We start from the raw sequence: 23,871 nt of genomic DNA, 5'->3' as shown, positions 1-23,871 counted from the left end.
CTACTCTTCCTCAACGCCCAGTGACGGTTTAAATCTTTTATCCTTTGCCTGCGGTACCACGATCTCATAAAAATAAAATCCTAAATATCCAAGTGCCTGCTTCTTCATTTTATAAAAAGAAGTCCTGCCTATTCCTAACTCCTGCTGTACTTCCACATCTGTCTTATTATAATGACTGCAAAAACAGGAATGAAGGATCCCACTGAGCATCACACCATTCGGTGCATAGAACTTCACCAGTGTCATTCCACGATAGATCATATCAGACAAGCCATAAATGATCATCAGGTTGTTCATTTCCCGGTGCATCTTTGGCACATTCAGCTGATTGTTATAAATGCTCAGATAACTCAATGCATATGCCATATCTTCATTGATTTTCTCCTGGCACTCCATATCCAGTTCTTCCAATACAACCTGGTTTTCTAAAATCAGTTTTTGGTAGCTTGTCATCAGTTCTTTAATATCAGTATAATGTCTTCCGATTGTAACTTCCAGATAATCCTGTGCATGACTTGCCATCTGGAAGGTGATTTCTTTCATTGATTTAATTGCATAATCTCTGTCTGTCATCAGTTTCAAAATCTCCTTATCATCATCACACTAACTGGCGGTCTTTCAGACCAGTTCGCTTTCCCCATGATTTTGATGGGAAGCAATTACTTACTACAACTTGCAGAAACGGATATCCAAAAGGCATTGTGGGAGCTGCCTTTGCTGACCGGAATCCATCTTCTTATGTAAAACCTGCAGGAATATAAAGGGAAAGTGACTATCCCTGCCGGTTAATAATCCAAATAATATCGTCTATACTACTCTCTCCTTATGCTGTTTTTCTCTCCATAAACCATTTATCCACTTCGTAAAACAAGTGGCTTTCCTGCCCCTGTATCATACAGGTGTACATCATTCCTACACCGCCTGCCTTTCTGCTGGCGCATCGCTCAATTTTCAAAATTCTGTCAATACTATATTTTCTTCCATCCTCCCATGTAAAAAATATGGGAACCAGCCGTCCGTCTTTTCGGAACTCTGCCACTACATCTACATATACTTTGTTCATGCCGACACCTCACTATAAAATCTCGATCGCTCTTGGCGATGCCGGGATTCTGCGGATATATCCATTTTGCTCCAACTGCTTGATTCTGGAAAAAGCAGATGATGTTGATCTTACTCCGATCAGTTTTCCAAATTCCCGAACTGTCGGCGGGTATCCATGCTCCTTCGTATAATTCAAAATACACTGATAACTTTCTTTCTGTTTTCTGGTTAATACTTTTTTCAAATCTATCCCTCCAATTACCCATGAAAATAACTGTGTGGATGGACCGTGTGCGTACCAGCGTCTAAGTGGGATAAGACTTTATCCTGATACATTGTCGCTCGCTGTATACTGAAATAACCAAACCGTCGTCTGATCTCATCTACAGTACGATCCAGCTTCTCTAACTTTTCCTTTTTCTCCTGATTTCCAAATAAATCCAACTGCACGGGAATATCATCTAACACAAGATCCGCAGCTCGGATTCCCAGGCTTCTAATGGGATGTTCCCATTTGTAATTATCTTTAAATAGCTGAAATGCTGCAGTTACAATCTCGTTTGTAATATTCGTTGGCTGTCATAAATGTATCTGTCTGGAAAAACTATACAATCCATTATCTCGAACTGTAATTTCTACTGTTTTGCATTTAAATCCATGTTTCCGCAATCGTGCAGCTACACTTTCTGCCAATGCTATTTGAATGATCCAGACATCCAGATCATTTTCCAGATCTCTCGGTGTTGTAGTGCTATTACCTATCGACTTTACTGGTGCTTCATATCCTTCCTTGCAAACCGGATCTTCATCCCAGCCATTTGCGAAAGCCCATAATACATTTCCTATTTTTCCAAAATGACTCTCTAACAACTTTTCGTCTGATTCCGCAAGTTGCCCGATTGTCCGGATTCCAAGTTTTTGCAATTTCTTATTTGTCTGTCTTCCGACATAAAGCAAATCTGACGCTGGAAGCTGCCATATCCTGTCTTTATAATTTTCTCGATTAAACTCTGTGATTGCATCCGGCTTTTTATAATCTGGACCAAGTTTCGCATAAATCTTATTCCAGGAAATTCCAATACTTACCGTTACACCCAGTTCGTATTTAATCCGATGGCTGATTTCTCTTGCAATCGTCATTCCGCTTCCTTTCAGATTTCTGCTGTCCGATACATCCAGCCAGGCTTCATCAATTCCATATGGCTCGATCTTGTCCGTATACTCCGAATAGATTTCTCTTGCCATCTGTGAAAATCTCAAATACAAATCCATCCGTGGTGGTACAAATATGATTTCCGGACAAATCTGTTTTGCCTGCCATAATGCCATTCCGGTCTTTACACCTTTTTGCTTTGCAATATAATTTGCTGTCAGCACAATCCCATGTCTGGCTTCCGGATCGCCACCGACTGCCAGCGGCATTCCGGCAAATTCCGGATGATGTAACATTTCTACACTGGCGTAAAAACAGTTCATATCACTATGCAGGATCACACGCTCACTCAAACTTTTCACCTCCCAGCTGTTTCCTTAAACATGATGTCTTATCAATTTTTGTATGTTTAGTATATATCGACATTCCGGAGATGGTCAAGCGACATCTTGGTTGTATTTTCTCCATTTTGGAGATTATTATTGATTTTATTTCTAACATACGGTATAATGCATATAGAAAATTCAAATAGAAATGAGGCGAACAAATGCGTGATTTCGGGGAAATATTAGCAGAAAATAGAAAAAAGAAAGGATACTCTCAATCAGATCTGGTAGACCTGCTTTCTCAGGAAGGTATTCAGGTCACTACAAAAGCAATCTCCAAATGGGAGACCAATGCACGAGAACCAGCTTTACATGTTTTCCTGACACTTTGCCAGTTACTTGATATCGAAGATATATATGAATCCTTCTTTGGAGAAAACCCATATAACATTATGAATGGATTGAATGAAGAAGGCAGAAATAAATTGATTGAATTTGCTGATATTTTGAAAGCTTCTAAAAAGTTTTCTCCACTGTCTGCAAAGATTATCCCATTCCATCATCCTATAGACATTACCTGGGAACCTGTTTCTGCTGGTACTGGAAATTATCTGGAAGATTCTGTAAAAGAAACCTATGACGTAGGACATCTTGCTCCTGAGCAGACTGACTTTGGTGTACGGATCTCCGGTGACAGTATGGAGCCACTTTATCACACAGGCGATGTCGCATGGATTCAGAAAAAAGATTCTCTTGCTAATGGTGAAATTGGAATCTTCTATCTCAACGGTAATACTTACATCAAGGAATTACACGATGAGCCAGATGGTGTTTATCTGATTTCTTTAAATCAAAAATATCGTCCTATCCAGGTTTTGGAATCTGACTCTTTTAAGATTTTTGGAAAAGTAATCGGGAAATGCAAAGGTGCAGAAATTCCGGGATTCCATTAGATTTCAACAGCAGGTTCATGATCCTGCTGATAACAATAAGCAAAGGAAGTGATTGAATGGCAATCAATAATACACTAAAAGATATTCGTGAAGAACGTAATCTCATTCAAGCAGATTTGGCTGAAGCCATAGGTTCCTGTAGCCAAACTATAGGCCATATCGAACGTGGAGAACGTAATCCATCTCTTGAGATTACAATCCGGCTGGCACATTACCTGAAAGTGCCTGTAGAAGATATTTTTCAGGTTGAAGACTAAAGCACAACAGCCAGAAAACCGAGGAATAAAATCCCCGGTTTTCCTTTTGCTCCAAAATCAGTGTAATCCTTTTACAAAGTCCGTTGCATTTTTCATATCTTCCTCATTCGGATGGCCTTTAGCAATACCTCCAACCAGTTTAAATGGTCCGAATGTGTCATACCCTTTACAGCCAAATTTTCCAACTACACTGGCATGTTTTTTATCCAAAATCTGCTCTATGGATTTATAATTCGCACTTCCACCATAAGTACAGATCAGAAATATCTTTTTGTCGTCCGGTAGATTCTTCTCTGCAAATTCCAATATCGACTGATGAAACTTTGAAAAATAGATTCCTGATGCAAACCCAATCATATCATAACTGCTCAGATCTGCATCTGGCTGTTTCACAGCATCAATCAAATCCACCTGACATTCTTCTGCGATCCTCTTTACTAATTTTTCTGTATTTCCATGATGCACAGATGCGTATACTATCGCTGTTCTCATTTTTCTTCCTTTCTGTCTGCTCCGTCAATCAGGTCATAGCTCATATCCAAAAAGTCCAATGTCTTCGCTTCACTGACTGAACCATCCAGTAAAATCGTGATCCAGTGCTGTTTATTCATATGGTATCCTGGTAAAAATCCATAAGTCTGAATAATCATGCTGGTCATTTCTGGATCGCACTTTACGTCCATGATGTCAACCAGATCATTTCCCTCTAATCCCAGTTTCGATTTTTCAACCGTCATGATCACTGCATACCATTTTCTATTTTTATGTCGGAGTATTGCACTGTCCGGTAGTTTACTCCATAAATATTCCGGAACTGTGCCATACTGTTTCTGCACATATTCAAAAATTTCTTCTTTGTTCACAATCTATTCAACTCCTGATTCTTCTGATATCCTGCTCATAATCATACCACATTTTCGTATCCCGTACTACCTGCCAAATTCTTTTGCATTTTCCCGGTTCTCCTGACTTTAACTAATAGAGGGGTAAAACAGCAAGGACAGGAAGTGAGGATACACTTCCGGGAAATCCCAATTTAGGGAACCCTGCCCTAAATTGAAAAAACGCTGAAAGCAACGATACTACTGTCCTCTCAGAAAGGAGAACCCGCCAATGGCTGAAAGAAAGAGAAACAAAGAAAGCCATTTCTATGTAACCGAAGAAGAACGAAAGTTAATCCGCAGGAAGATGATAGAATCAAAGACAAAAAACATGGGAGCTTATCTGCGCAAAATGGCAATCGACGGTTACATCGTCAACACAGATACCACTCCACTTAAGAAACAGTATGAGGAAATGCACAAGATTGGTGTAAATATCAATCAGATTGCAAAAAAGGTAAATACCACCGGAGATCTACATCCGGAAGAAATGCAAGAATTGAAAGAGATGGTAAAAGAAATATGGCATATCTTAAAATCTTCCCCATTAAAGTAACAGACAAGAAAGCTCTAGACTATATTACAAATCCAGATAAGACAGATGAAAAACTGTTAGTTTCCAGTTTTGGCTGTTCCCCGGAAACTGCAGATCTTGAATTTTCTATGACAAGAGAAATGGCAAAAAAGAATGGAATGGACAAGGGCGATAACCTGGCATTTCATCTGATCCAGTCATTTAAGCCTGGAGAAGTTGATGCCGAAAATGCCCATCGCTTAGGGCAGCAATTTGCTGACGAAGTACTGAAAGGAAAATATGAATATGTGATCAGTACCCATGTTGACAAAAATCATATCCATAACCACATCATCTTCAACGCTGCAAGCTTTGTTGATCATCACAAGTATGTTTCCAATAAGCGGAGCTACCATAAAATCTGCCGGATCAGTAATCGCATTTGCCATGAAAACGGACTTGCCACCAGTATGCCAACCGGAGAAAAAAGTAAAAGCTATAAAGAGAATATGGAATATCATCGTGGCACCAGTTGGAAAGCCAAGCTACGTGTTGCAGTTGATAAGGCAATCTGGACTTCCATCAACTATGAGGAATTTCTACAAAAAATGCAGTTAGCCGGATATGAAATCCGGCAGGGAAAGCACCTGTCATTCCGTGCACCGGGACAGCAGAACTTCACTTATATGAAATCTCTCGGAAGCTATTATTCCGAAGAAAATGTTCGCATCCGTCTAGCTAAAAATCGTAGCAAAGTAAAAACTCCAAGACATCTGTCCAGAGAAGCTCGCTTGTATATCAATATCTCCACTTATGTCACAACTGGAAATCGAGAGGGATTTGAACGATGGGCAAAGCTCAATAATCTAAAAGAGGCAGCCCGCACCTTCAACTATCTTTCCGAAAATAACTTGCTGAATTATGACGATTTCAGGCAGCATGTATCTGACATTGAAGCTTCTGTGAAAGTTGCCGACCAAAGAATAGCACAAATCAACAGTGAGCTGAGCACGCAGAAAGTCATTCAGAAACACTGCGATTCTTACCGGCTTTGTCGAAAAGTGATTGAGGATTGCAAATCTGCTAAAAATCCAAAAGATTACCGTACCAAGCATCAGGCAGAATACCAGCTCCACGATTCACTAAGAAAAGAGCTTCAGGATCTCGGCGTTACCAAAATCCCAAGCTCTGACAAAATCCAGAAGCAAATTGAAAATCTTGAATCTAAACAGGCTGCTACCGTCCGGGAAAAACAGGAATTACAGAAAAAGCAAAAGACACTTGATATCATTCGGCAGAACTTCACATCACTGCTTAATGCTCCAGAGATGCAAGTTCCCGTATCAGGAAAAGAGCTAGCTCTTTAAAAAGAAGAGGTACCTACTTAACGGTGCCTCTTCCCGGATTTCCTCCATATCCGCCTGATAGGGGGAGCCCCCTGCATTGATCCGCTTGGCGATCTGATTGATATTCCGTCAGATGGCGGAAAGCTCCGCGGTGAACGCTTTGATATCCGCCGTATCGGTGTAAATGATATATCCGTCAATCGCCATCTTGCAGAGGTAGGCACCATAGCGCCTTGTGGGGAGCTGTGCCATCTTCTCGTCAATGAGCCATTTTTCTTCCTCCGTGATATAAAATTTCATTTGAACGCTCCGCTTCCGGTTTGCCATGCTCCGCCTCCGTTTCTCATAAGGGTCTGGGATATCCCAGCAAGCATTTTTCATTTTCGGGCAAGGGACCTGAAAATCCGAAAAATCGCAAGCGGGTACTCGCTTGCTGTGCTTGCTATCGAAACCCTATCTTTGTTTTTCTAAAATGTAGCCAGTTCCCCTCATGCGTTGATTTTACTGGGTTTAACTGTATACAAAACTGTGTTTACTGTTACTATCTTTCATTCTTTTCCAAAATAGCTTTGAAGCATAGGCCACATTATTTTCATATATGACACAAAGCTCAGCTCTACTTGTGCTTCATTAAACCATCCAACCATAAAGCTATTTATCTCTTCAAATAATACTTTTGAAAGTTTCTGAATAATAATTGTGTTATCCACTTCTTCAGTATAATCTTTCGCATACATTTTACATATAGAACGCACTCCAAAATAATTATATAGCACACTCCTTGGACTTTGCGATACTCTGCTTGAAAGTAAGCTCGTCCTCATCCAAAGACGTCTGTGATAAACTTCTCTATATCCGGCATGTCATTCACATTCAGATATCCACAATAATTCGGTGCTGCAACAGATAAATTCACTGTCACATCACCAAAAGGCTCTTCCTGTCCGTCCTCATTGCACATAAGTCCGATATACATTGACTTGTTATTCATATACTGCTGGATATCCAGTGTCACCAGTGTATCTCCTGTATAACTTGAGTTGTAAGTCACCTGTCTGTTTTCATTCTCCATGTTCCAGCCTCCCTTCTATAATCCAAATGCCTTGCTTGTAAGTGTCTGTGCACCTTTCACGCTTCCGACAGTCATCGCTATTGTGAATGTCATCTCACACAGATAAATAAGTGTCTGTGCCCAGTCTGCATAGCTTCCTGTAAATGATGGCAGTCCTGCATTAATAAATGCGTTACATACCACGATTGCCAGAGCCATTGTTACTGCTTCAAACACACACGACAGGAAATACTTGCAGTAAGTTGACATTGTATGACTCACCATTCTGTTTCCTGCCATCGTAGAACATGCAATCGCTCCAAGTGGCACAATAATCAGAATCTTTAGGAATCTAAAATACACTGTGTATATGATGAAAAAGCCACAGATAATAATGATGATTGCAAGCAATGCCGTAAGAATCAGCATCACAAGGCTTTCACCGAATCCTAGTCCTTTGATTACATCAGCCTGTGTACTGTCAATAGCAAGCTGTGTTGTGGTTCCTGCCGATATTAGCCCGACCATATTGCCTATGGAAGTAAAAAATGCTTTCATGTGTTCAGACACAGGAGCATTTACCTTCGGAAAACACACATACCGGAATAGAATAACCGGTATAAAAGTGCGCCCTTAGTTCCTAAGGGGAATTTATTTACCACCTGTTGCAGTAGATATTGATTGTTAGTTTCCATCTCTTACATCTTCCATTTTAATTTCAGAAACAAAAAAATCCATGGACTTGTACGCTGGGTCATGCGCCCTCTGAGTCCATAGACATAAAAATACCGCAGTGTTTTTATATTCACACTACGGTAATTTTGATATTGATATTATAAATCTTTTTTCATCTGTAGGAGCTCTTCCTTCTTCTCCAACAATTTTTCAATCGTTTGATCTATCTTTTCAATTGCTTCATCAATATCTTTTTTTAATTTTTTATCCTCAACAGCTTCAGTATGAACACCAAACACAAGATAATTTGTTGATACATTGAAAAACTCCGAAATTTCAAGCAGAAAATCAATAGATGGTCTGCGCAGCCCAGATTCAATCTTAGCGATTGTATTCTGACTGACATTTAACTTCTCAGCGAGCTGTTCCTGTGTAAGTTCTCGTTCTTTGCGAAGTTGCTGGATACGTTTTCCGCATTCTTTTAGATGGTGTCTCATGTATGTTTTCCTTCACAATTCAATTACTTAATTATATATTTCGTGCCTCTGCCTTTACCTTCAATTGCTATCACACCTTTTTCGCCCATATCCTTCAGCAACTTTGTTGTCTTTGATTTTCCAAAAGGTATATATGGTGCAATTTCACTTATTGGTTTTAACATAGTTTTACTTAAAAGTTTATAAATCACTTTTTCGTCTTCGGTTAAATTAGCATCCTTTTCAAATAAAGGAAGCACAATTTTTATAGCATTCTCTGAGACTTCAAAGTCCGGCTTCATCAGAGCTTCTGCATACAGTTGCTTTATTCTTGTAATTCCTGTTCCAAATATCTCGACAAATCCTAATCTATAAAACACATTGGCAAGATTTCTATTTCTTAAAACAGAAAGTTTACCTGACAAATATTCTTCTGCTGTTATTCCGGACGGCAATCCACCAGGAGACACAACTTCTATCCTGTCATCAAACATGGAAACTCTGATGTGCGAATCTACATCCCATACCCTATGGATCAGAGCATTTGCAATTGCTTCTCTGAATGCTGCTTCCGGTATCTTCTCCATCTTCTTTCTGTCAGCGCCCTGTATCACTTCATACTGATAATAGTCCTTGTATACAGCAAGTGCCTTTTCATACGCATCTAAAATGGATATGTTTTCAACAGTTGTTCTCTTTTGAATAATACTGATGTTTTCTCCGAACTTAACAATATCAATTCCCGGAAAATGATTTTTATCCGCCAAAAGTCCCGCTGCATTATTAAAACCATTTACATTGTCATACAAGGTCAATGTTCTCAATGTATCCTGATTAAACGTTTTAATCTGAATACTTTCTTTCAGCTTACGCTGTAAAACTTCAAAAGACAGATCCTGATCTTTACAAGGCAATTCTTCAAATCTAATATTTTTCCCATCTAATACAAGTCTTGAAAATCCCAGAGTATCTACCTCTATCGTCGCTGTATCATTTCGTTTGTATGCTTTTGATTTATACAAATACGGCTTCTGAAGGCCACTGGTTACAGTAAGTTTTATCGTCTGCTCATTATTCTGTATTTCAAGTGTATAGTTCGGTTGAGGAGAAATACTGTCATTGATTTTATTTTCAATATCCAGGCACGCCTGCTTTACATCCGACAATCCCTTTACATTTCCATCATCATCTACTCCAAAAAGTATTGTTCCACCATCGTAATTTGAAAAGGCACTGACCGTTTTTAAAAAGGTATTTGTAATCGTTTCCTTGAACTCTAATATTCTCGTTTCACGCATAATAATCGCATCCTTTCCAACTTTATTGATTATATTATATGCATAAATGCGCAAAAAATCAATCACAAAAATTTACGATTGATTTTTTGATTGGTTTTTAACCGTTTTTTCTATTTCGTCCGTTTTGACGATTAAACAGACCCCGATAACAGCAAATCTATGCTCAATTTAACCTTTATATTTCATTTTAACTTTTGAAAAGTTAAAACAAAATGTTTTGAGTTAAGACTGTTATAATTGTTTTGGTGGATTTTATATGTGAATACACGCACAAATTCGGCCGTAAATTTTTACGATTGCTCGAATTTCAATCGTAAAAATGGGCGCACTTGTCCCTACAATACTTCCAAGGTCGTCCATCCGTCACACCATATCCATTCCCTATTTTTGTGCAGATGCACACTTTTAGAGAATGGGATTTGGATTATACGCTTTTCTGGAAAGGATTTTTGCAACCTATAACAGTTTTCCGTTCTAAAGATACCGCTTTCGAAACTTTCAAAAATTTTCATTTTTGAAAGCGGTGGGTTTTTACTTGATTGAATAATCACGAACTCAGAACCATGCAATTACGAGCCTGTCAATGTTTCCTTATAAGACGCTGCGTAACATCTTTGTAATCTGTGGAGTGTTACTGTATGACTGGTGAGTATCTCACAGGTGATTACCATCAGAGACAATAAATACGGTCAGGAAATAAAGACAAGCCCGTAGACGTAGAAATGCCTCACCACTGGATTTAACTCCTGCAGCGAGGCGCTCTTTGTTACTTAAGGCTTAACCTTCGATAATTCCATCATTATCGTCTTCGTCTGAATCGATGGTTTCACCACAGCTGGTGCATTCCCATTCGTCATCCCAATACATGATACCACCACAATTAGGGCAATTCTTAAAGTATCTCTCCCCAGTGTCATCTTCTAATTCACCGGAGCAATAAGGGCATCTGCTATACTCGGATTCGTCGTAAACCTTGTCACAAAACGGGCACATCTGCATAATTTTTTCCTCCTTTACAAATCGTCGATATCATACCCACCGTAATACGCCAAAGCCTGAGCAATGAATAAACATCCTGCTTTCCCATAATTCCTCTCGTGCTGGATCGCTATATCTCCACCGAGGAAGAATGGAGCCGTGTACTTGGCAATAAACTGCGGAGTGATTTTTCCATCAAGTTCCGGTTCCGTGTTATGGCCCACAAGATACTCGTGCAACAGTTTAACAACTCTCTGCACTGTATCGCTGTCGTATCCAAGGTCCTTCATGTCAGAAATAACTTGATAGTAGCCATGAAGGGCGTATGTGTGCATTATTCCTTCAGCATCGAAATTTTCGAACATTTCAAGAATATGCTCCACATCATCAGGACCCCACTCTTGTGGGGCCTTTGAAATAAGCGTGTCTGCCATTTTCATAAACAGCGCTGAACGAGGGTCGTCATAAAAGTTCCAGTTCTCGTGAGCGTACTTCAGAAAATCGTCGAATTTCATACTGCCGATTTTCGATGTAGTAGGAACACGGCCCATAAATTTTATGCTTTTAGCAAACTCCAGATAAATTAGGTTCTCATCATGCTTGCATTATGAGAAGTTCGCTGATGGCTGCCGGAAAAGCGAAGTCTTCTGATCAAATTAAATCGGAACCGTTTGATGGCTGTTATCCTTGCTTTGGTGGTAACGGTATAAGAGGATATGTCGATGAATACAACCAAGAAGGAACATTCAGTATCGTAGGACGCCAAGGGGCTCTTTGTGGCAATATCAATATTGCCTCTGGTAAGTTCTATGCCACTGAACATGCTGTGGTTACAACTTTGTTTAATGGAATAGATTTCAACTGGAGCAATTATACTTTAGGAGCATTAAAGCTAAACGAATATGCAACAGGTGCAGCGCAGCCTGGATTATCCGTCGCTAATGTACTTAACGTATTTGTTCCAGTTCCTCCAACACAAGAACAAAAATATATCGGACATCAAATTTCCAAATCCATAAAAATCATAGAAAATATTACAGATGAAAAAGAAGATTTGCAAACCCTGATTTCTGCAGCAAAATCCAAAACCCTCGATCTTGCCATTCATGGTCAGCTTGTACCGCAGAATCCCGATGATGAACCTGCTTCTGTTCTTCTGGAGCGTATCCGAGCAGAGAAAAAAGAACTCATCAAGCAGGACAAAATCAAACGTGATAAGAAGGAATCCGTCATCTTTAAAGGTGAGGATAACTCTTATTATGAGAAGATTGGTAAAAGTGTTTCTAAAATTGACGCCGAAATACCGTTTGCTCTCCCAGAAGGATGGGAATGGTGTAAACTTGGTAGCCTTTGTTCGTCAATTCAGTATGGATTAAGTAACTCTGCTGAAAGTAGCGGAACCCATAAACTTTTAAGAAGAATTACAGATATTCAAAACGGTTCTGTAAATTGGGATACTGTTCCGTATACAACAACAGAGGATCCAGAAACATTTTGCTGCAGAAATCAGGGTTTGCAAATCTTCTTTTTCATCTGTAATGAGAGTAATTGCATCGTTCATTACAATGTCAACATTTCCATAATCCAGTCGTAAACACTTTTTACATAACTATATTCGTCAACTGGAACACTATATGATTCTTTGGATAGTTTATTCTTAATTGCACTCAATCTAAGAATCCATTGTGTCTTAGCTTCTTTGCCTCCTGCAATCCTTGTTTCCTCCGGTCTAACATCTCTTCAAAGAAAGAAGACCAGTTTTTTCCATTGGTTACAATCGAAACATAATCCGCTAATGAAACAAAATCCCAGACATTAACATCCTCTGCATCGTCACCGCTATTTAACTGAAGATCATATGCTTTCTCATCGGCCAGTTTCTTTGCCTTGGTATAGGTATTTTTAGGAAGGCCTTTAACTAGCCAAGATGTACCAAAATATTCCTGAAGACTACCAGATATAATAGTTTTTAATTTGTTCTCAATCTCGCACAACAATTACCGTATTCAAACAAAACTGACTCCGTTAGAAAAACGAAATCAGTTTGTTGCTTAAAATTTAATTATTCTACCATAGACCTGTTTTTTTGTGCTGTCTGCACAACTTGAGGCAGTTCAATTCGGGAGAGATTATCACTTTATGCTTTATTCTTATTTGACCTGTAAAGCCTGGTCTATGAGTTTTTCAAGTGTCTTTGCTTGATTTTTTTCAGTGATTGCACCAACGATTGGCTCGCCTACAATGTTGCCGTTCTTGTCGACAACATATGTTGTTGGGTAAGAGAAGATACCTGATGTAAACTTGCCTGCATCGCTGTTTGAATCAAACCAGATGTTCTTGTAGGTTACACCTTTCTTTGAAAGGATGTCTTTTGCTTCTGAAATTGCTGTCTTGTCACCATCAAGTGTAAAAGTGTTGATGCCGACAACCTGACCGCCTTTTTCTGCAAGCTTTTTGTTGAGTGCTTCCAATTCGGAAAGTTCGCCGACACAAGGCTTGCAAGTGCTGAACCAGTAGTTAACAACTGTTACATTGCTGTTTGCGAAAAGTTCACTGCTCTTTACATCGTTGCCGTCAAGGTCCTTGCCGTCAAATGACGGAAAACTTGTTGCGTCACTGCTGTTTGAAACAACGCCGTTACTGTCAGCCGGAACGCTGTCGCCGTTGCCCGGAGCCTTTGCACATTCAGGATATTTTTGTTCCAAGATTGTGAGCTTGCCCTCAATTTCCTTGATTTGTTCTGCACCGGCAACGAGTTTTTTGTATTCCTCATCTGTGAATTGGTCCTTTGCACTTTCGATTGTCTTGAGAAGAAAGTCGCCGTAGTTTGTGCCGTCCTCAATCATTGGGGTTTCCTTGTTTGAAGCCATAAATACTTTTTCCCAAAGGGCTTTGTCTGTTGACAAAATTTCGTTTTCTTTTTTCATAAGCTGATTGTAGAGCTTTAAAGCTTCATCAGCATCACTTGGCTCTGTTGCCATCAAGGTTGAAATGCTTGAATCTGTTGATTGTTTTTCGTCTTTGTTGTCCTTTGATGTTGAGCAAGCAATAAGGCTGATTGCCAACACAGAAACTAATAATACTACTGTTAAGATTTTTGAGAGTTTTGAAAACTTCATAATTATTCCTCCGTTATAATTCCTCTTTTGTTTCTTTTTTATTTGTTTTGTTTTCGATTTTTGCGTTTTCGTCTACTGTTTTTCCAAGCATGCCAAAGCCGTATTGAAAGCTGACTGCGTCGGTAGGGCAGGCACTTATACACTTTCCGCATCGGATACATTCGGTGCTGTTAGGCGTTTTTGTAACATCAACATCCATTTTGCACACCTTTGCACATTTTCCGCACGAAACGCATTTGTGCTCGTCTACCTTCATCCCAAACAGCGAAACCTTGTTGAACAGTGCATAGAATGCACCGAGTGGGCAAATCCATTTGCAGAACGGTCTGTAAAACAGCACGCTCAAAACGACTACCGAAATCAGCACAACAAGTTTCCACGAAAACAGTTTTCCCAATGCCGAACGGATACCTTCGTTGACTGCCGAAAGTGGCAACGCACCCTCAAGCACACCTTGCGGACATATATATTTGCAGAAATATGGGTCGCCCATCCCCAAATCATTTACTATGAGCACCGGTAATAAAACAACTGCCAACAACAGTACTGCATATTTGATATATGTCAGTGGCTTGAGTTTTTTTGTTGAAAACTTTTTGGTCGGAACTTTGTGCAACAAATCCTGTAACCAACCAAACGGACACAAAAATCCGCAGATAAAGCGTCCGAGCAGAACTCCCAACAAAATGAGAAATCCTGTTATATAATAGGAAAACTTATATTTTGACGAGCCGACTACCGCCTGAAATGAGCCGATTGGGCAAGCACCCGATGCGGCAGGACAGGAATAGCAGTTCAGACCAGGCACACAAACGGCCTTGCCTTTGCCTTGATAAATTTCGCCTTTAAAAAAGTTTGGCAGATGAATATTTGTCAGCAGAGTTGCTCCTGCCTGAATCCATCCTCGGAATTTGGCTAATTGGTTAGATGCCGAATGTTTTTTCTTATTATGGTTTTTATTCTTTGTTTTCTTTTTATCCAATTCCTACACACTCCAAACAAAGCCTGATTGCCTTGCTCAAAACGGTTTCAACTTCGCCACGCATCGCACCGAAGCCGAGCATAATAGCTCCCGAAATAAGCAGTACTACCTGTGATAAAGCCTTTTTTGCTCTGGTCAATTCAATCACTCCTTTCATTTTCTGGCGTCATTGTAGCACATCGAATATAAAATTTTCGTTAAGAACAGAAATTTAACACAGATTTTCTGTTTTTGTGCTATAATCCTGTCTTTGACAGTTGCTAAACAAAAAAATCGCTGTACCTCTTGAATTTACTGGGGTTCGGCGATTTTTTGTGCCGTTTTGGAATATAGTATTTTATTCCCGGCCTTTGCTTTTTTTCTGAATGTTTTTCATTTGCCTTTTGGTGATAAATTTATAATCCGTTCCAAAGCCGCAAACTGTGTGCAATGCATCGGTTAGCTTGTCTCGTGTGTAAAGTGGAATAAAACCCTGTTTTTGTTTCAAAATCAGTTTTCATTATACGGAAACATTCCTCGATTTCCCAACGACCTTCGCTGACTTTTAAGATATCTTTTACGTCATCGTCTAAGAGGTCTGTAGTTACTGCATACATCCCATCATATAAGGCTTCCTGTTCGATCTTTTCTGTGTCCAGATAATTGTAGATCTTTGCAGTTTCTCCATCTTCAGTTACTGCGACTTTCCCTATGAATCGAGCAGAATCATTCGGATTTCCACGTTCCTTCTTTATCGTACCAGCGCTCCTTAAATCCCTCGCAATTATGAAACTGCACCTCACTTATTAGATAGTATACCATACTGTCTAACAAATGAGGTGCAGTTCCTCTTTCTTAATACTTATTCAAATCAATATTTCCCATTTTCCATATCTTTTTCCGTTCATTCTACGGATATATTCCTTTTTCTGCAAGGACTCCATAATTCGTTTTACGGTGCTGAGCGATTTTCCGGTCTCAGCAACAAGATCCTTCTGCTTAATTGACGGATTCTTGTAAATCAACTCCAAGAACGCCAGCTCCTCTAAAGTACATTCCAAAGTGTCAAATTGAGACTTTGGAGCTTTTGGAGTGACACTTTGGGAATTATCATCCACATAGCCCACGTGCATATCTCTGTTTTTCAGCTCATATTCCGTTCCCAAAATTAAATTGCTGAAGAACATTTCCAAAAACTTTGTTGTGGCATGAACGCTGTTTTGCAGATCGTTATAATTTGCTCTTACCAAAGCGTTGCGGAAATACCAAGAAAGAAAATACAACTACAGCCATGAGCACCTGTTGTACCAGACGCAAAACAATTCAGCCTCATATCCTGTCAGTGTAAAGGGAAAATAGACATCCTTTTCTTTTACAAGTTTACAAAGCAGCCTTCCTTACCTGTTTCTCAGCATTCCACTGCTACTTTAATCACGCCATCTCTCTTATTTTCGAACAATTCATATGCCTCTTCAATCCTGTTTAACGGATATGTATGCGTAATCAGCGGTTCCGTGTTGATCTTACCTTCTGATATCAGCTTCAGAGTTTCTTCGCAATCGCAGCCATCCACTCCACCTGTTTTAAAAGTGAGATTTTTACCATACATATCTGGGAGTGGCAACATCTGTGCTTTATCGTAAAGCGCAACCACTGTCACGATTGCATTTGGTCGGGCACATTCCCACGCCAGTTTAAATGTCGATTCTGCTCCGGCAACTTCAAGGACTGCATCAGCTCCACCATGCTCACTATTAGTCTTAACAAACTCTTTACAGTCTTCCGGTGAAACAGTAAGAGTCTCCGGATAATGCTCCTTAATAAAGCGAATACGTGTTTCGTCCTTTTCACATATAATGATCTTCGCTGGATTTTTCAGCATAACACTAAGTAAAGTACATATTCCTGTTGGACCGGCTCCAATGATCAGTACAGTATCTTCCTCTGTGATTTCAGAAATACGTGCTGCCCAATAACCAGTAGCAAGAACATCTCCTACCAGTAAAGCCTGTCTGTCCGTAACACCTTCCGGGATTTTATTCAATCCCTGATCTGCAAAAGGAACCCGGACATATTCTGCCTGTCCCCCATCGATACGACAGCCAAGTGCCCAGCCACCATTCTTGTCGGTACAATTGTTTACATATCCTTTCTTACAGAAAAAACACTCTCCGCAAAAAGTTTCTACATTTACAGTCACCCGGTCTCCCGGTTTTACATGCGTCACCTTAGAACCGACTGCCTCAACAATACCTACCATCTCATGGCCAACTGTAATTCCCGGGACTGCACGCGGTACACTTCCGTGTTTAATATGCAGGTCACTGGAACAGATGCTGGCCAGTGTCACCTTTACAATGGCATCTCGTTCATGCATGAGCACTGGTTTCGGTTTTTCCATTAGTTCAAATTTTCCCTTTGAAACATATGTATAAGTCAGCATTATTTTGCCCCCATCTATTAGAATATATGCTAATAAAATATCCGGTACGGAACACTTCTGTTCTTATACCGGATATTTCTGATTCTATCTTGTATACACTGTTTTACCTCTTGCTATTACCTCAACAAGCTGCAGGTCCTGATCCAGGATACAAAGATCCGCATCATAGCCCTCTTCAATCTTTCCTTTTCCATTAAGGCGAAGGATTTCTGCCGGATTGGATGTTATTGTTGAAAGTGCAATTTCCAGCGGGATATCCGCTTTAAACACACACTCTTTTACTTCCTTCAGAAGGCAGCTGGACTGTCCAACACCCATTCCAAGGAATTCGCCATCACTGCTGTACATCGGAAGGCTTCCCTGTCCATCAGAAGAAATTGTCATGCGGTCAGGATTTACTCCTGCATCTAACATCCGTTTGATACCATTACATACACGTACCTCATCACAGATAGTTTCCCAATAGTCAATATCTTCATTTCCGGTAAAATCTACTGCTCCGCCCTTCAGCGCATATTCAACTGACTTACAGAAAAGCATCTCATTTCGATTGATATGTGTTGGCAGTATTTGAGAAGTCGGTATCTCTGTCTCATCTACCACTCGTTCAATAAGATCTAAGCATCTCGGACTGTCACCAAGATGAACATTTACAATGCCAGCTTTCCCGGAAAGAACACCACCAAGTCTTGTATCCGCAACGACACGTGCAAATTCCTCAAAAGTCGGCTGTGAAGACCGATGATCAGAAATCGCGATTTCTCCAGTTCCAATGATTTCCTGAATCATCATGATATCTTTCACAATACTGTCAGTCAACGTACGAACCGGAATATGATAACTGCCTGTATAACAGTATGCAGACATTCCCTGCTCATTCAATCCTTTTGTCTTTGCAACCAATGCACATATATCACGACCGATTCCATCTGTTCCAAGGCAGCCAACAACTGTTGTTACTCCAAACTTCGTAAGTCCTTCCATAGTTGCTTCCGGAGTACGATTGGCGAATCCACCTTCGCCACCGCCTCCTAGTACATGAACATGACTATCAATGAATCCCGGAGTTAAAAGTAACCCCTCTCCATTGATCATTTCTGACTCCGCAAGAAATCCATCTGCAGATATAGAACCTGAATCTTTAATCTTAACAATCTTATCATTGATTATAAGTACGTCTTTTTTCCCCAGATGCTGTGGAGCATAAATATCAATATTCTGAATTAATTTCATCATAAATCACTCCAAATTATACAATGCATGTTTTAGAATCCAATTCCAACTGCAATAAGAACTGTAATGATTGCACCAATCATTAAGACGCCAAGGAATTTCCACATGAATTTAATCCAGTTAGACCACTCAATCTTTGCAATTGCAAGAGATCCGATCAGACATCCAGATGTAGGAACAATCAGGTTTGTAAATGCATCACCAAGCTGGAATGCAACTACAGCTGTCTGTCGTGAAACACCTAACAGGTCTGACAGTGGAGCCATAATCGGCATTGTGATCGCAGCCTGTCCTGTTCCGGATACAACAAAGAAGTTGAATACAGACTGGAACAGATACATAAGTACTGCTGCAACTGCTCCGGAAACTCCAGACAATGCATTTGAAATATTATACATAATTGTATTGATAACTGTAGGTGTTGTCGGATCAGATCCACCAAGAACCTGCATGATACCCTGTGCCATAGCAACAACAAGTGCAGCACCAATCAGATCTTTTGCTCCATCTTTGAATGATATTGCGATATCATTCAGTTTCATATCATTCAGTTTAAAGATAACTCCGATCACACCGGAAACAATTCCCATAATAAAGAACTGTGTAGCAATCTCTGGCATGTAGTATCCTTGAATCATAACGCCCCAAACTACCCATACTACTGTAGCAGCCAGTGTCAGAAGAACTAAAATGTGTCCAAGACCAAATGAATGTCCTTCGTCAATTCCTGTTTTTTCATTCTGCTCACGGAAATATGAATCAGTCTTATATGCGATTGAGATTGTCGGAGTCTTTTTGATCTTTGATGCATAGAACATAGTCATTCCACAGCCGAGTGCTGTAAATACTACCCACATTACCATACGGAATCCTGCTCCGGAGAATACGTCAATACCTGCAATACCCTGTGCGATACCTACAGAAAATGGATTCATCCAGGATGAACCAAAACCAATCTGTGTTGCAACATAAGTAACAAGAACTGCAATAACTGAATCATATCCAACTGCTACAAACAACGGACAAAGAATCATAGTAAACGGAAGCGCTTCTTCTCCCATCCCGAAAACTGCTCCACCAAGAGAAAACAGTACGAAAAGTACCGGAATCAATAGTTTTTCTGCTCCCTTTGACTTGCGGATCAATCCGATCAATCCAGATTCAATCGCACCTGTACGGATCATGATACCAAATGCACCACCTACTACCATAAGAAATGCAATAATCTCGATTGCAGAACTATTTACAATTCCGTTATACATATAGTTGAAAAATCCTGTTCCACCATCTCCACTAAAGAGTGCTACTCCTTCTGTTACTACATTTCCCGTATCATCTGTCAGATACTGGAAACTTCCGTCTTTGATTACCGTACGGGTTTTCTCAACACCATTGATCATATATGAAATATCCTGTGTTTCGTAAAATCCCTTTGGTACAAGAAATGTCATAAGTGCTGCGACAACAACTACTAAAAAGATGATAATGTAGGTATCAGGCACTTGGAACCCCTTGTTAAAAGACTTTAACCCTTTTCCTTCGTTTTTGCTCATTTTTGAATCTCCCTCCCATTTTTGATATACTATATCAGTGTACCACAAAATGCTTAAAATCCAACTAAAACTTTACATATTTTATCAAATTTATTTGTTTTATAAGAACCTGTCAAATTATCTTAACCAAATGCAGATCCACACCTTTTTGAAACATGAAATAATCCCAGTATTTCCTGTATTTATGACACCAATAGCTACATCATGTCAGATTTTCAAAAAAACTGCTCTTATTTCCTGCAGCGTCCAAGTCTGCCTTTAAAATCTTCATACCCAAAATCAGTAAGACGTTCCATGGTTTTATCGCCATGTCTCAGCCATATATCAGGCAAAGGCATTCCATTAAAGGTATTGTTTTTGCAGGTTGTATAAATGGCCATATCACCAAACATGAGGATATCTCCGTACTTCAACGGCTCTGAAAAGCTGTAATCTCCTATGATATCTCCTGACAGGCAGGTTGGTCCTCCGAGCCGGATTGTGACTGCATTTTCTCCCGGTTCATCTGCTCCAAGAAGAGGAGGACGATAAGGCATTTCCAGAACATCCGGCATATGACAGGCAGCACTTCCATCCAAAATCGCAAGCCGAGTATCACCATTTTGCAGCACATCCAGAACAGTTGTCAAAAAGAATCCTGCATTTAAGGCCCATGCCTCTCCAGGCTCCAGATAAACATCTACCTTCCATTCTTCCTTTGCTGCTCTAATGCACTTCTCAAGCCGTGCAATATCATAGCCTGGTCTTGTAATATGATGTCCTCCTCCCAGGTTCAGCCATTTCATCTGAGAAATCAGATCTCCGAATTTCGTCTTTACTGCTGTAAGAGTAGTTTCCAGATCAGAAGAGTCCTGCTCACAAAGGGTATGAAAATGAATACCATCCAATAATCCGATCAGCTCCGGATGCTTTCTCACCGCTGTCTCCCACTGCGCTCTTGTGGTACCCATGCGGCTGCCTGGAGCACAAGGATCATAAATAGCATGTCCCTCCTGGGTAGAGCATTCCGGATTGATCCGAAGCCCTGCACTTTTCCCGGCCTCCTTCACTCTTTTCCCAAAGCGAAGAAGCTGAGAAGGTGAGTTAAACACTATATGATCTGCAAAGCTAAGCAGCTCCTCAAATTCATCCTCACGATATCCGGCGCAAAATACATGTACCTCTTTTCCAGGCATCTCCTGGGCACCAAGCCTGGCTTCGTACAGTCCGCTTGCTTCTGTTCCTGTCAGATAAGGTTCCAAAAGCTGATAGCAGTCATAATTACTGAAAGCCTTCTGTGCCAGCAGCATTTTGCAGCCAGTTCTTTTGGCAATATTCCCCATTAATTCTGCATTTTTTATAAGCGCCGCTTCGTCGAGAACATAACAAGGTGTTTTGATCTTCCGCAACTCCGGCGGAATAACTCCGCCGGACGCTGCAAAGGGTGGTCTTGTATCTATTCTTTCCATTAATCCACCAGCTCCGGATCATGATTTTCGCTGCGTGGAAGTCCATATTTGTCAAGTGCTTCCAGGAACGGATCCGGATCAAATTCTTCTACTGTGTACACTCCCGGGCGGATCCATTTTCCGGTAAGCATCATTAATGCTCCGCACATAGCCGGAACGCCTGTCGTATAGCTGATCGCCTGACTTCCAACCTCTTTATAACATTCCTGGTGATCACAAACATTATAAATATAATAGGTTTTCTCTTTTCCATCCTTTACTCCGGTGAAAATGCAGCCAATATTAGTTTTTCCCTTAGTACGTGGACCCAGGCTGGCCGGATCCGGGAGAAGAGCCTTCAAAAACTGGATAGGAACGATTTCCTGTCCGTTATAGTTGATCGGAGTAGTAGAAAGCATTCCCACATCCTCCAGACAGCGCATGTGATCCAGATAGCTCTGTCCGAAGGTCATAAAGAAACGGATTCTCTTTACTCCCGGAATTGTCTGGGCAAGGGACTCAATCTCCTCGTGATGCAGAAGATACATATCTTTATCGCCGACCTGATCAAAATCATATTCCCTCTTGATTGCCATCGGAGGAATTTCCACCCAGTGTCCATTCTCCCAGTAGCTTCCGGGCGCACTTACCTCACGAAGATTGATTTCCGGATTAAAGTTGGTTGCAAATGCATATCCGTGGTCTCCTCCATTGCAGTCCAGAATATCAATGGTATCGATCTTGTCAAACTCATGCTTTAATGCATATGCACAATATGCCTGGGTAACACCCGGATCAAAGCCGCAGCCAAGAAGTGCTGTAAGTCCTGCCTCTTCAAATTTCTTCCGGTATGCCCACTGCCAGGAATAATCAAAATATGCGGAAAATCCCTCTTCCTTACAGCGTTTTTCGTAAATAGCACGCCATTTAGGGTCATCCGTATCCTCCGGCTCATAATTTGCCGTATCCATATAGTTTACACCACATGCCAGACATGCATCCATGATGGTCAGATCCTGGTACGGAAGCGCAATGTTCATTACCAGATCCGGTTTGTAACTATTGATCAGCTGGATCAGCTGGTTTACATCATCTGCATCCACCTTTGCGGTGGTGATAACTGTTTTTGTTTTTCCTTCCAGTTTCCGGGCAAGTGCATCACATTTTTCTTTTGTCCTGCTTGCTATACACAGTTCTGTAAATACAGTATCTGCCTGACAACACTTCTGAATTGCTACACTGGCTACTCCACCGCAGCCGATTACAAGTACTCTGCTCATGTTTTTTGTCTCCTTTTTTATACTCAATTCTCGTAACTGTTTTTATTTTGCCAACGCCAGCAGCAGTTCCCTGACCACCTTACATGCTGTAGCTGTGGAAACACCGCTTGGATCCAGCATAGGTGCCAGCTCATTGACATCTGCTCCCACAATATTTAATTCTGATACCTTCCGGATAGCATCGAGCAATTCAAGGAAGCTTACGCCTCCTGCCTCCGGTGTACCGGTTCCCGGAAATACAGATGGATCCAGACAGTCCAGATCAATGGTAAAATATACCGGAACCTGCTTCCTGGCCAATTCCTGTACGGTTTCTTCCAGGCATTCAAAGGTAAAGGGATGAAAATCTGTATGCTCTTTTGCAAACCGGAATTCTTCTCTTTCCCCGCTTCGGATACAAAACTGATGTATCCGTCCATCTCCCAGAATATCATAGCATCTGCGGATAACACACGCATGACTTAAATGGGCACCAAGATAATCGTCTCTTAAATCTGCGTGCGCATCAAAATGAATAATATGAAGTCCCGGATATCTCCCGGCGACAGCTCTCACAGCAGCCAGTGTCACCAAATGCTCTCCCCCCAGGAGCAGCGGCATTTTTCCCTCCTTCAGGATTTCCTCTGCACGATCCTGTATGTCAGCAAGCGCCTTTTCACTGCTGCCGAAGCAAAGCTCCAGATCTCCACTGTCAAATACCTGGATATCCATAAGGTCACGATCCTGATAAGGGCTGTAGGTTTCCAGTCCAAAGCTTTCATGACGAATGGCAGAAGGACCGAACCTGGCTCCCGGACGAAAGCTTGTGGTCGAATCAAAGGGAGCTCCGTAAAGAACAATTTCTGCTTCCTCAAAACTGCTGTCACAACCGATAAAATTTTCAATATTTGGTAAGATCATAAA

At 40.7% G+C, this 23,871-nt stretch carries 26 protein-coding genes and 4 pseudogenes; 5 read left to right on the top strand and 25 right to left on the bottom strand.

What is annotated here, in order from left to right:
• From MUB50_RS03930 to dinB, 4 genes and pseudogenes are all read right to left on the bottom strand, one after another.
• Positions 1-573 (bottom strand): hypothetical protein, encoded by a 573-nt coding sequence (locus MUB50_RS03930; protein ID WP_118050736.1) that lies wholly within the window; start codon positions 571-573, stop codon positions 1-3.
• A 250-nt stretch (positions 574-823) separates the two neighbouring features.
• Complete coding sequence (locus MUB50_RS03925; protein ID WP_117846065.1) at positions 824-1,063, bottom strand: hypothetical protein; 240 nt, start codon at positions 1,061-1,063, stop codon at positions 824-826.
• Between the two features lie 12 nt (positions 1,064-1,075).
• The gene (locus MUB50_RS03920; RefSeq protein WP_020993357.1) at positions 1,076-1,288 is read right to left on the bottom strand and encodes a hypothetical protein; all 213 of its coding nucleotides are present in this window, start codon (positions 1,286-1,288) and stop codon (positions 1,076-1,078) included.
• Between the two features lie 14 nt (positions 1,289-1,302).
• Positions 1,303-2,550 (bottom strand): annotated as a pseudogene (gene dinB, locus MUB50_RS03915) (DNA polymerase IV).
• Positions 2,551-2,744: 194 nt separating this feature from the next.
• On the opposite strand from dinB, the gene MUB50_RS03910 reads away from it, so the two are divergent.
• Together MUB50_RS03910 and MUB50_RS03905 are read left to right on the top strand one after the other, a co-directional pair.
• Positions 2,745-3,476, top strand: coding sequence for a helix-turn-helix domain-containing protein (locus tag MUB50_RS03910; protein WP_118624543.1), 732 nt, complete (start codon positions 2,745-2,747; stop codon positions 3,474-3,476).
• A 56-nt stretch (positions 3,477-3,532) separates the two neighbouring features.
• A complete protein-coding gene (locus tag MUB50_RS03905) occupies positions 3,533-3,733 on the top strand; it encodes a helix-turn-helix transcriptional regulator (RefSeq protein ID WP_118624541.1) in 201 nt (66 codons plus the stop codon).
• A gap of 57 nt (positions 3,734-3,790) precedes the next feature.
• Here MUB50_RS03905 and MUB50_RS03900 read toward each other — a convergent pair whose 3' ends face one another.
• Together MUB50_RS03900 and MUB50_RS03895 are read right to left on the bottom strand one after the other, a co-directional pair.
• Complete coding sequence (locus MUB50_RS03900) at positions 3,791-4,225, bottom strand: flavodoxin family protein (RefSeq protein ID WP_119247471.1); 435 nt, start codon at positions 4,223-4,225, stop codon at positions 3,791-3,793.
• Positions 4,222-4,596 carry an MmcQ/YjbR family DNA-binding protein gene (locus MUB50_RS03895; RefSeq protein WP_138277330.1) on the bottom strand — a complete coding sequence of 125 codons (375 nt, stop codon included), beginning with the start codon at positions 4,594-4,596 and terminating at the stop codon, positions 4,222-4,224. The genes MUB50_RS03900 and MUB50_RS03895 overlap by 4 nt, the downstream gene beginning before the upstream one ends.
• Before the next feature lie 250 nt (positions 4,597-4,846).
• On the opposite strand from MUB50_RS03895, the gene MUB50_RS03890 reads away from it, so the two are divergent.
• Positions 4,847-5,170 carry a MobC family plasmid mobilization relaxosome protein gene (locus tag MUB50_RS03890; protein WP_138277329.1) on the top strand — a complete coding sequence of 108 codons (324 nt, stop codon included), beginning with the start codon at positions 4,847-4,849 and terminating at the stop codon, positions 5,168-5,170.
• Positions 5,137-6,495 (top strand): relaxase/mobilization nuclease domain-containing protein, encoded by a 1,359-nt coding sequence (locus MUB50_RS03885; RefSeq protein WP_244790166.1) that lies wholly within the window; start codon positions 5,137-5,139, stop codon positions 6,493-6,495. Before MUB50_RS03890 ends, MUB50_RS03885 begins: the two co-directional genes overlap by 34 nt.
• Here the strand turns inward: MUB50_RS03885 and MUB50_RS03880 are convergent.
• From MUB50_RS03880 to MUB50_RS03850, 7 genes and pseudogenes are all read right to left on the bottom strand, one after another.
• Positions 6,484-6,801: pseudogene (locus tag MUB50_RS03880) on the bottom strand (plasmid mobilization protein). The gene MUB50_RS03885 and the pseudogene MUB50_RS03880 sit on opposite strands and share 12 nt — an antisense overlap.
• Before the next feature lie 493 nt (positions 6,802-7,294).
• Complete coding sequence (locus MUB50_RS03875) at positions 7,295-7,546, bottom strand: DUF4313 domain-containing protein (protein WP_118624517.1); 252 nt, start codon at positions 7,544-7,546, stop codon at positions 7,295-7,297.
• Positions 7,547-7,561: 15 nt separating this feature from the next.
• Positions 7,562-8,083: pseudogene (locus tag MUB50_RS03870) on the bottom strand (hypothetical protein); the annotation flags it as partial.
• A 275-nt stretch (positions 8,084-8,358) separates the two neighbouring features.
• A complete protein-coding gene (locus MUB50_RS03865; RefSeq protein WP_118624515.1) occupies positions 8,359-8,697 on the bottom strand; it encodes a helix-turn-helix domain-containing protein in 339 nt (112 codons plus the stop codon).
• A gap of 23 nt (positions 8,698-8,720) precedes the next feature.
• Positions 8,721-9,974, bottom strand: a complete 1,254-nt coding sequence (locus tag MUB50_RS03860) for an ATP-binding protein (RefSeq protein ID WP_118513281.1) — start codon at positions 9,972-9,974, stop codon at positions 8,721-8,723.
• A 777-nt stretch (positions 9,975-10,751) separates the two neighbouring features.
• Positions 10,752-10,973 (bottom strand): hypothetical protein, encoded by a 222-nt coding sequence (locus MUB50_RS03855; protein WP_244790158.1) that lies wholly within the window; start codon positions 10,971-10,973, stop codon positions 10,752-10,754.
• A 14-nt stretch (positions 10,974-10,987) separates the two neighbouring features.
• Entirely contained in the window at positions 10,988-11,467 is a 480-nt protein-coding gene (locus tag MUB50_RS03850; protein ID WP_147419217.1) for a hypothetical protein, read from the bottom strand.
• Positions 11,468-11,574: 107 nt separating this feature from the next.
• On the opposite strand from MUB50_RS03850, the gene MUB50_RS03845 reads away from it, so the two are divergent.
• Complete coding sequence (locus MUB50_RS03845) at positions 11,575-12,546, top strand: restriction endonuclease subunit S (protein ID WP_244790157.1); 972 nt, start codon at positions 11,575-11,577, stop codon at positions 12,544-12,546.
• A 73-nt stretch (positions 12,547-12,619) separates the two neighbouring features.
• On the opposite strand, the gene MUB50_RS03840 is transcribed toward MUB50_RS03845, so the two are convergent.
• The 12 genes and pseudogenes from MUB50_RS03840 to speB all read right to left on the bottom strand — a co-directional run bounded on the left by MUB50_RS03840 (position 12,620) and on the right by speB (position 23,868).
• Positions 12,620-12,946 (bottom strand): hypothetical protein, encoded by a 327-nt coding sequence (locus MUB50_RS03840; RefSeq protein WP_244790155.1) that lies wholly within the window; start codon positions 12,944-12,946, stop codon positions 12,620-12,622.
• Between the two features lie 156 nt (positions 12,947-13,102).
• Entirely contained in the window at positions 13,103-14,071 is a 969-nt protein-coding gene (locus MUB50_RS03835) for a TlpA family protein disulfide reductase (protein ID WP_118513285.1), read from the bottom strand.
• 13 nt (positions 14,072-14,084) lie between these two features.
• Complete coding sequence (locus MUB50_RS03830; RefSeq protein ID WP_118063000.1) at positions 14,085-15,053, bottom strand: 4Fe-4S binding protein; 969 nt, start codon at positions 15,051-15,053, stop codon at positions 14,085-14,087.
• Complete coding sequence (locus MUB50_RS03825; RefSeq protein ID WP_173753209.1) at positions 15,046-15,210, bottom strand: CD1871A family CXXC motif-containing protein; 165 nt, start codon at positions 15,208-15,210, stop codon at positions 15,046-15,048. Before MUB50_RS03825 ends, MUB50_RS03830 begins: the two co-directional genes overlap by 8 nt.
• A gap of 180 nt (positions 15,211-15,390) precedes the next feature.
• Positions 15,391-15,814, bottom strand: a pseudogene (locus MUB50_RS17140) (IS1634 family transposase); the annotation flags it as partial.
• Between the two features lie 84 nt (positions 15,815-15,898).
• Positions 15,899-16,282, bottom strand: coding sequence for a winged helix-turn-helix domain-containing protein (locus MUB50_RS03815; protein ID WP_244790153.1), 384 nt, complete (start codon positions 16,280-16,282; stop codon positions 15,899-15,901).
• Between the two features lie 158 nt (positions 16,283-16,440).
• Entirely contained in the window at positions 16,441-17,475 is a 1,035-nt protein-coding gene (locus MUB50_RS03810; RefSeq protein ID WP_118513286.1) for an alcohol dehydrogenase, read from the bottom strand.
• An 84-nt stretch (positions 17,476-17,559) separates the two neighbouring features.
• On the bottom strand, positions 17,560-18,708 hold the full coding sequence (gene iadA, locus MUB50_RS03805) for a beta-aspartyl-peptidase (protein WP_118513287.1): 1,149 nt from the start codon (positions 18,706-18,708) through the stop codon (positions 17,560-17,562).
• Positions 18,709-18,740: 32 nt separating this feature from the next.
• The gene (gene yfcC / locus MUB50_RS03800) at positions 18,741-20,261 is read right to left on the bottom strand and encodes a putative basic amino acid antiporter YfcC (protein ID WP_118513288.1); all 1,521 of its coding nucleotides are present in this window, start codon (positions 20,259-20,261) and stop codon (positions 18,741-18,743) included.
• A 230-nt stretch (positions 20,262-20,491) separates the two neighbouring features.
• Positions 20,492-21,709, bottom strand: a complete 1,218-nt coding sequence (locus MUB50_RS03795; RefSeq protein WP_118513289.1) for a carboxynorspermidine decarboxylase — start codon at positions 21,707-21,709, stop codon at positions 20,492-20,494.
• Complete coding sequence (locus tag MUB50_RS03790; protein WP_118513290.1) at positions 21,709-22,968, bottom strand: saccharopine dehydrogenase family protein; 1,260 nt, start codon at positions 22,966-22,968, stop codon at positions 21,709-21,711. The genes MUB50_RS03795 and MUB50_RS03790 overlap by 1 nt, the downstream gene beginning before the upstream one ends.
• A 42-nt stretch (positions 22,969-23,010) precedes the next feature.
• Positions 23,011-23,868 (bottom strand): agmatinase, encoded by an 858-nt coding sequence (speB, locus tag MUB50_RS03785; protein ID WP_118513291.1) that lies wholly within the window; start codon positions 23,866-23,868, stop codon positions 23,011-23,013.
• Positions 23,869-23,871 lie beyond the last annotated feature (3 nt).

This window comes from Blautia sp. NSJ-140, from assembly GCF_022868965.1.
In the GTDB taxonomy this organism is placed as follows: domain Bacteria; phylum Bacillota; class Clostridia; order Lachnospirales; family Lachnospiraceae; genus Blautia_A.
The sequence above is the reverse complement of the archived record's forward strand: the minus strand, read 5'-3'. Positions and strand labels throughout refer to the sequence as shown.

Bases quoted from the DNA above. Each gene is read 5' to 3' on its own strand.
- MUB50_RS03930 (WP_118050736.1), bottom strand. From the start codon at position 573: ATGACAGACAGAGATTATGCAATTAAATCAATGAAAGAAATCACCTTC.
- MUB50_RS03925 (WP_117846065.1), bottom strand. From the start codon at position 1,063: ATGAACAAAGTATATGTAGATGTAGTGGCAGAGTTCCGAAAAGACGGA.
- MUB50_RS03910 (WP_118624543.1), top strand. From the start codon at position 2,745: ATGCGTGATTTCGGGGAAATATTAGCAGAAAATAGAAAAAAGAAAGGA.
- MUB50_RS03905 (WP_118624541.1), top strand. From the start codon at position 3,533: ATGGCAATCAATAATACACTAAAAGATATTCGTGAAGAACGTAATCTC.
- MUB50_RS03900 (WP_119247471.1), bottom strand. From the start codon at position 4,225: ATGAGAACAGCGATAGTATACGCATCTGTGCATCATGGAAATACAGAA.
- MUB50_RS03890 (WP_138277329.1), top strand. From the start codon at position 4,847: ATGGCTGAAAGAAAGAGAAACAAAGAAAGCCATTTCTATGTAACCGAA.
- MUB50_RS03885 (WP_244790166.1), top strand. From the start codon at position 5,137: ATGGCATATCTTAAAATCTTCCCCATTAAAGTAACAGACAAGAAAGCT.
- MUB50_RS03875 (WP_118624517.1), bottom strand. From the start codon at position 7,546: ATGGAGAATGAAAACAGACAGGTGACTTACAACTCAAGTTATACAGGA.
- MUB50_RS03865 (WP_118624515.1), bottom strand. From the start codon at position 8,697: ATGAGACACCATCTAAAAGAATGCGGAAAACGTATCCAGCAACTTCGC.
- MUB50_RS03860 (WP_118513281.1), bottom strand. From the start codon at position 9,974: ATGCGTGAAACGAGAATATTAGAGTTCAAGGAAACGATTACAAATACC.
- MUB50_RS03855 (WP_244790158.1), bottom strand. From the start codon at position 10,973: ATGCAGATGTGCCCGTTTTGTGACAAGGTTTACGACGAATCCGAGTAT.
- MUB50_RS03850 (WP_147419217.1), bottom strand. From the start codon at position 11,467: ATGAAATTCGACGATTTTCTGAAGTACGCTCACGAGAACTGGAACTTT.
- MUB50_RS03845 (WP_244790157.1), top strand. From the start codon at position 11,575: ATGGCTGCCGGAAAAGCGAAGTCTTCTGATCAAATTAAATCGGAACCG.
- MUB50_RS03835 (WP_118513285.1), bottom strand. From the start codon at position 14,071: ATGAAGTTTTCAAAACTCTCAAAAATCTTAACAGTAGTATTATTAGTT.
- MUB50_RS03825 (WP_173753209.1), bottom strand. From the start codon at position 15,210: ATGAAAGGAGTGATTGAATTGACCAGAGCAAAAAAGGCTTTATCACAG.
- MUB50_RS03810 (WP_118513286.1), bottom strand. From the start codon at position 17,475: ATGCTGACTTATACATATGTTTCAAAGGGAAAATTTGAACTAATGGAA.
- iadA (WP_118513287.1), bottom strand. From the start codon at position 18,708: ATGAAATTAATTCAGAATATTGATATTTATGCTCCACAGCATCTGGGG.
- yfcC (WP_118513288.1), bottom strand. From the start codon at position 20,261: ATGAGCAAAAACGAAGGAAAAGGGTTAAAGTCTTTTAACAAGGGGTTC.
- MUB50_RS03795 (WP_118513289.1), bottom strand. From the start codon at position 21,709: ATGGAAAGAATAGATACAAGACCACCCTTTGCAGCGTCCGGCGGAGTT.
- MUB50_RS03790 (WP_118513290.1), bottom strand. From the start codon at position 22,968: ATGAGCAGAGTACTTGTAATCGGCTGCGGTGGAGTAGCCAGTGTAGCA.
- speB (WP_118513291.1), bottom strand. From the start codon at position 23,868: ATGATCTTACCAAATATTGAAAATTTTATCGGTTGTGACAGCAGTTTT.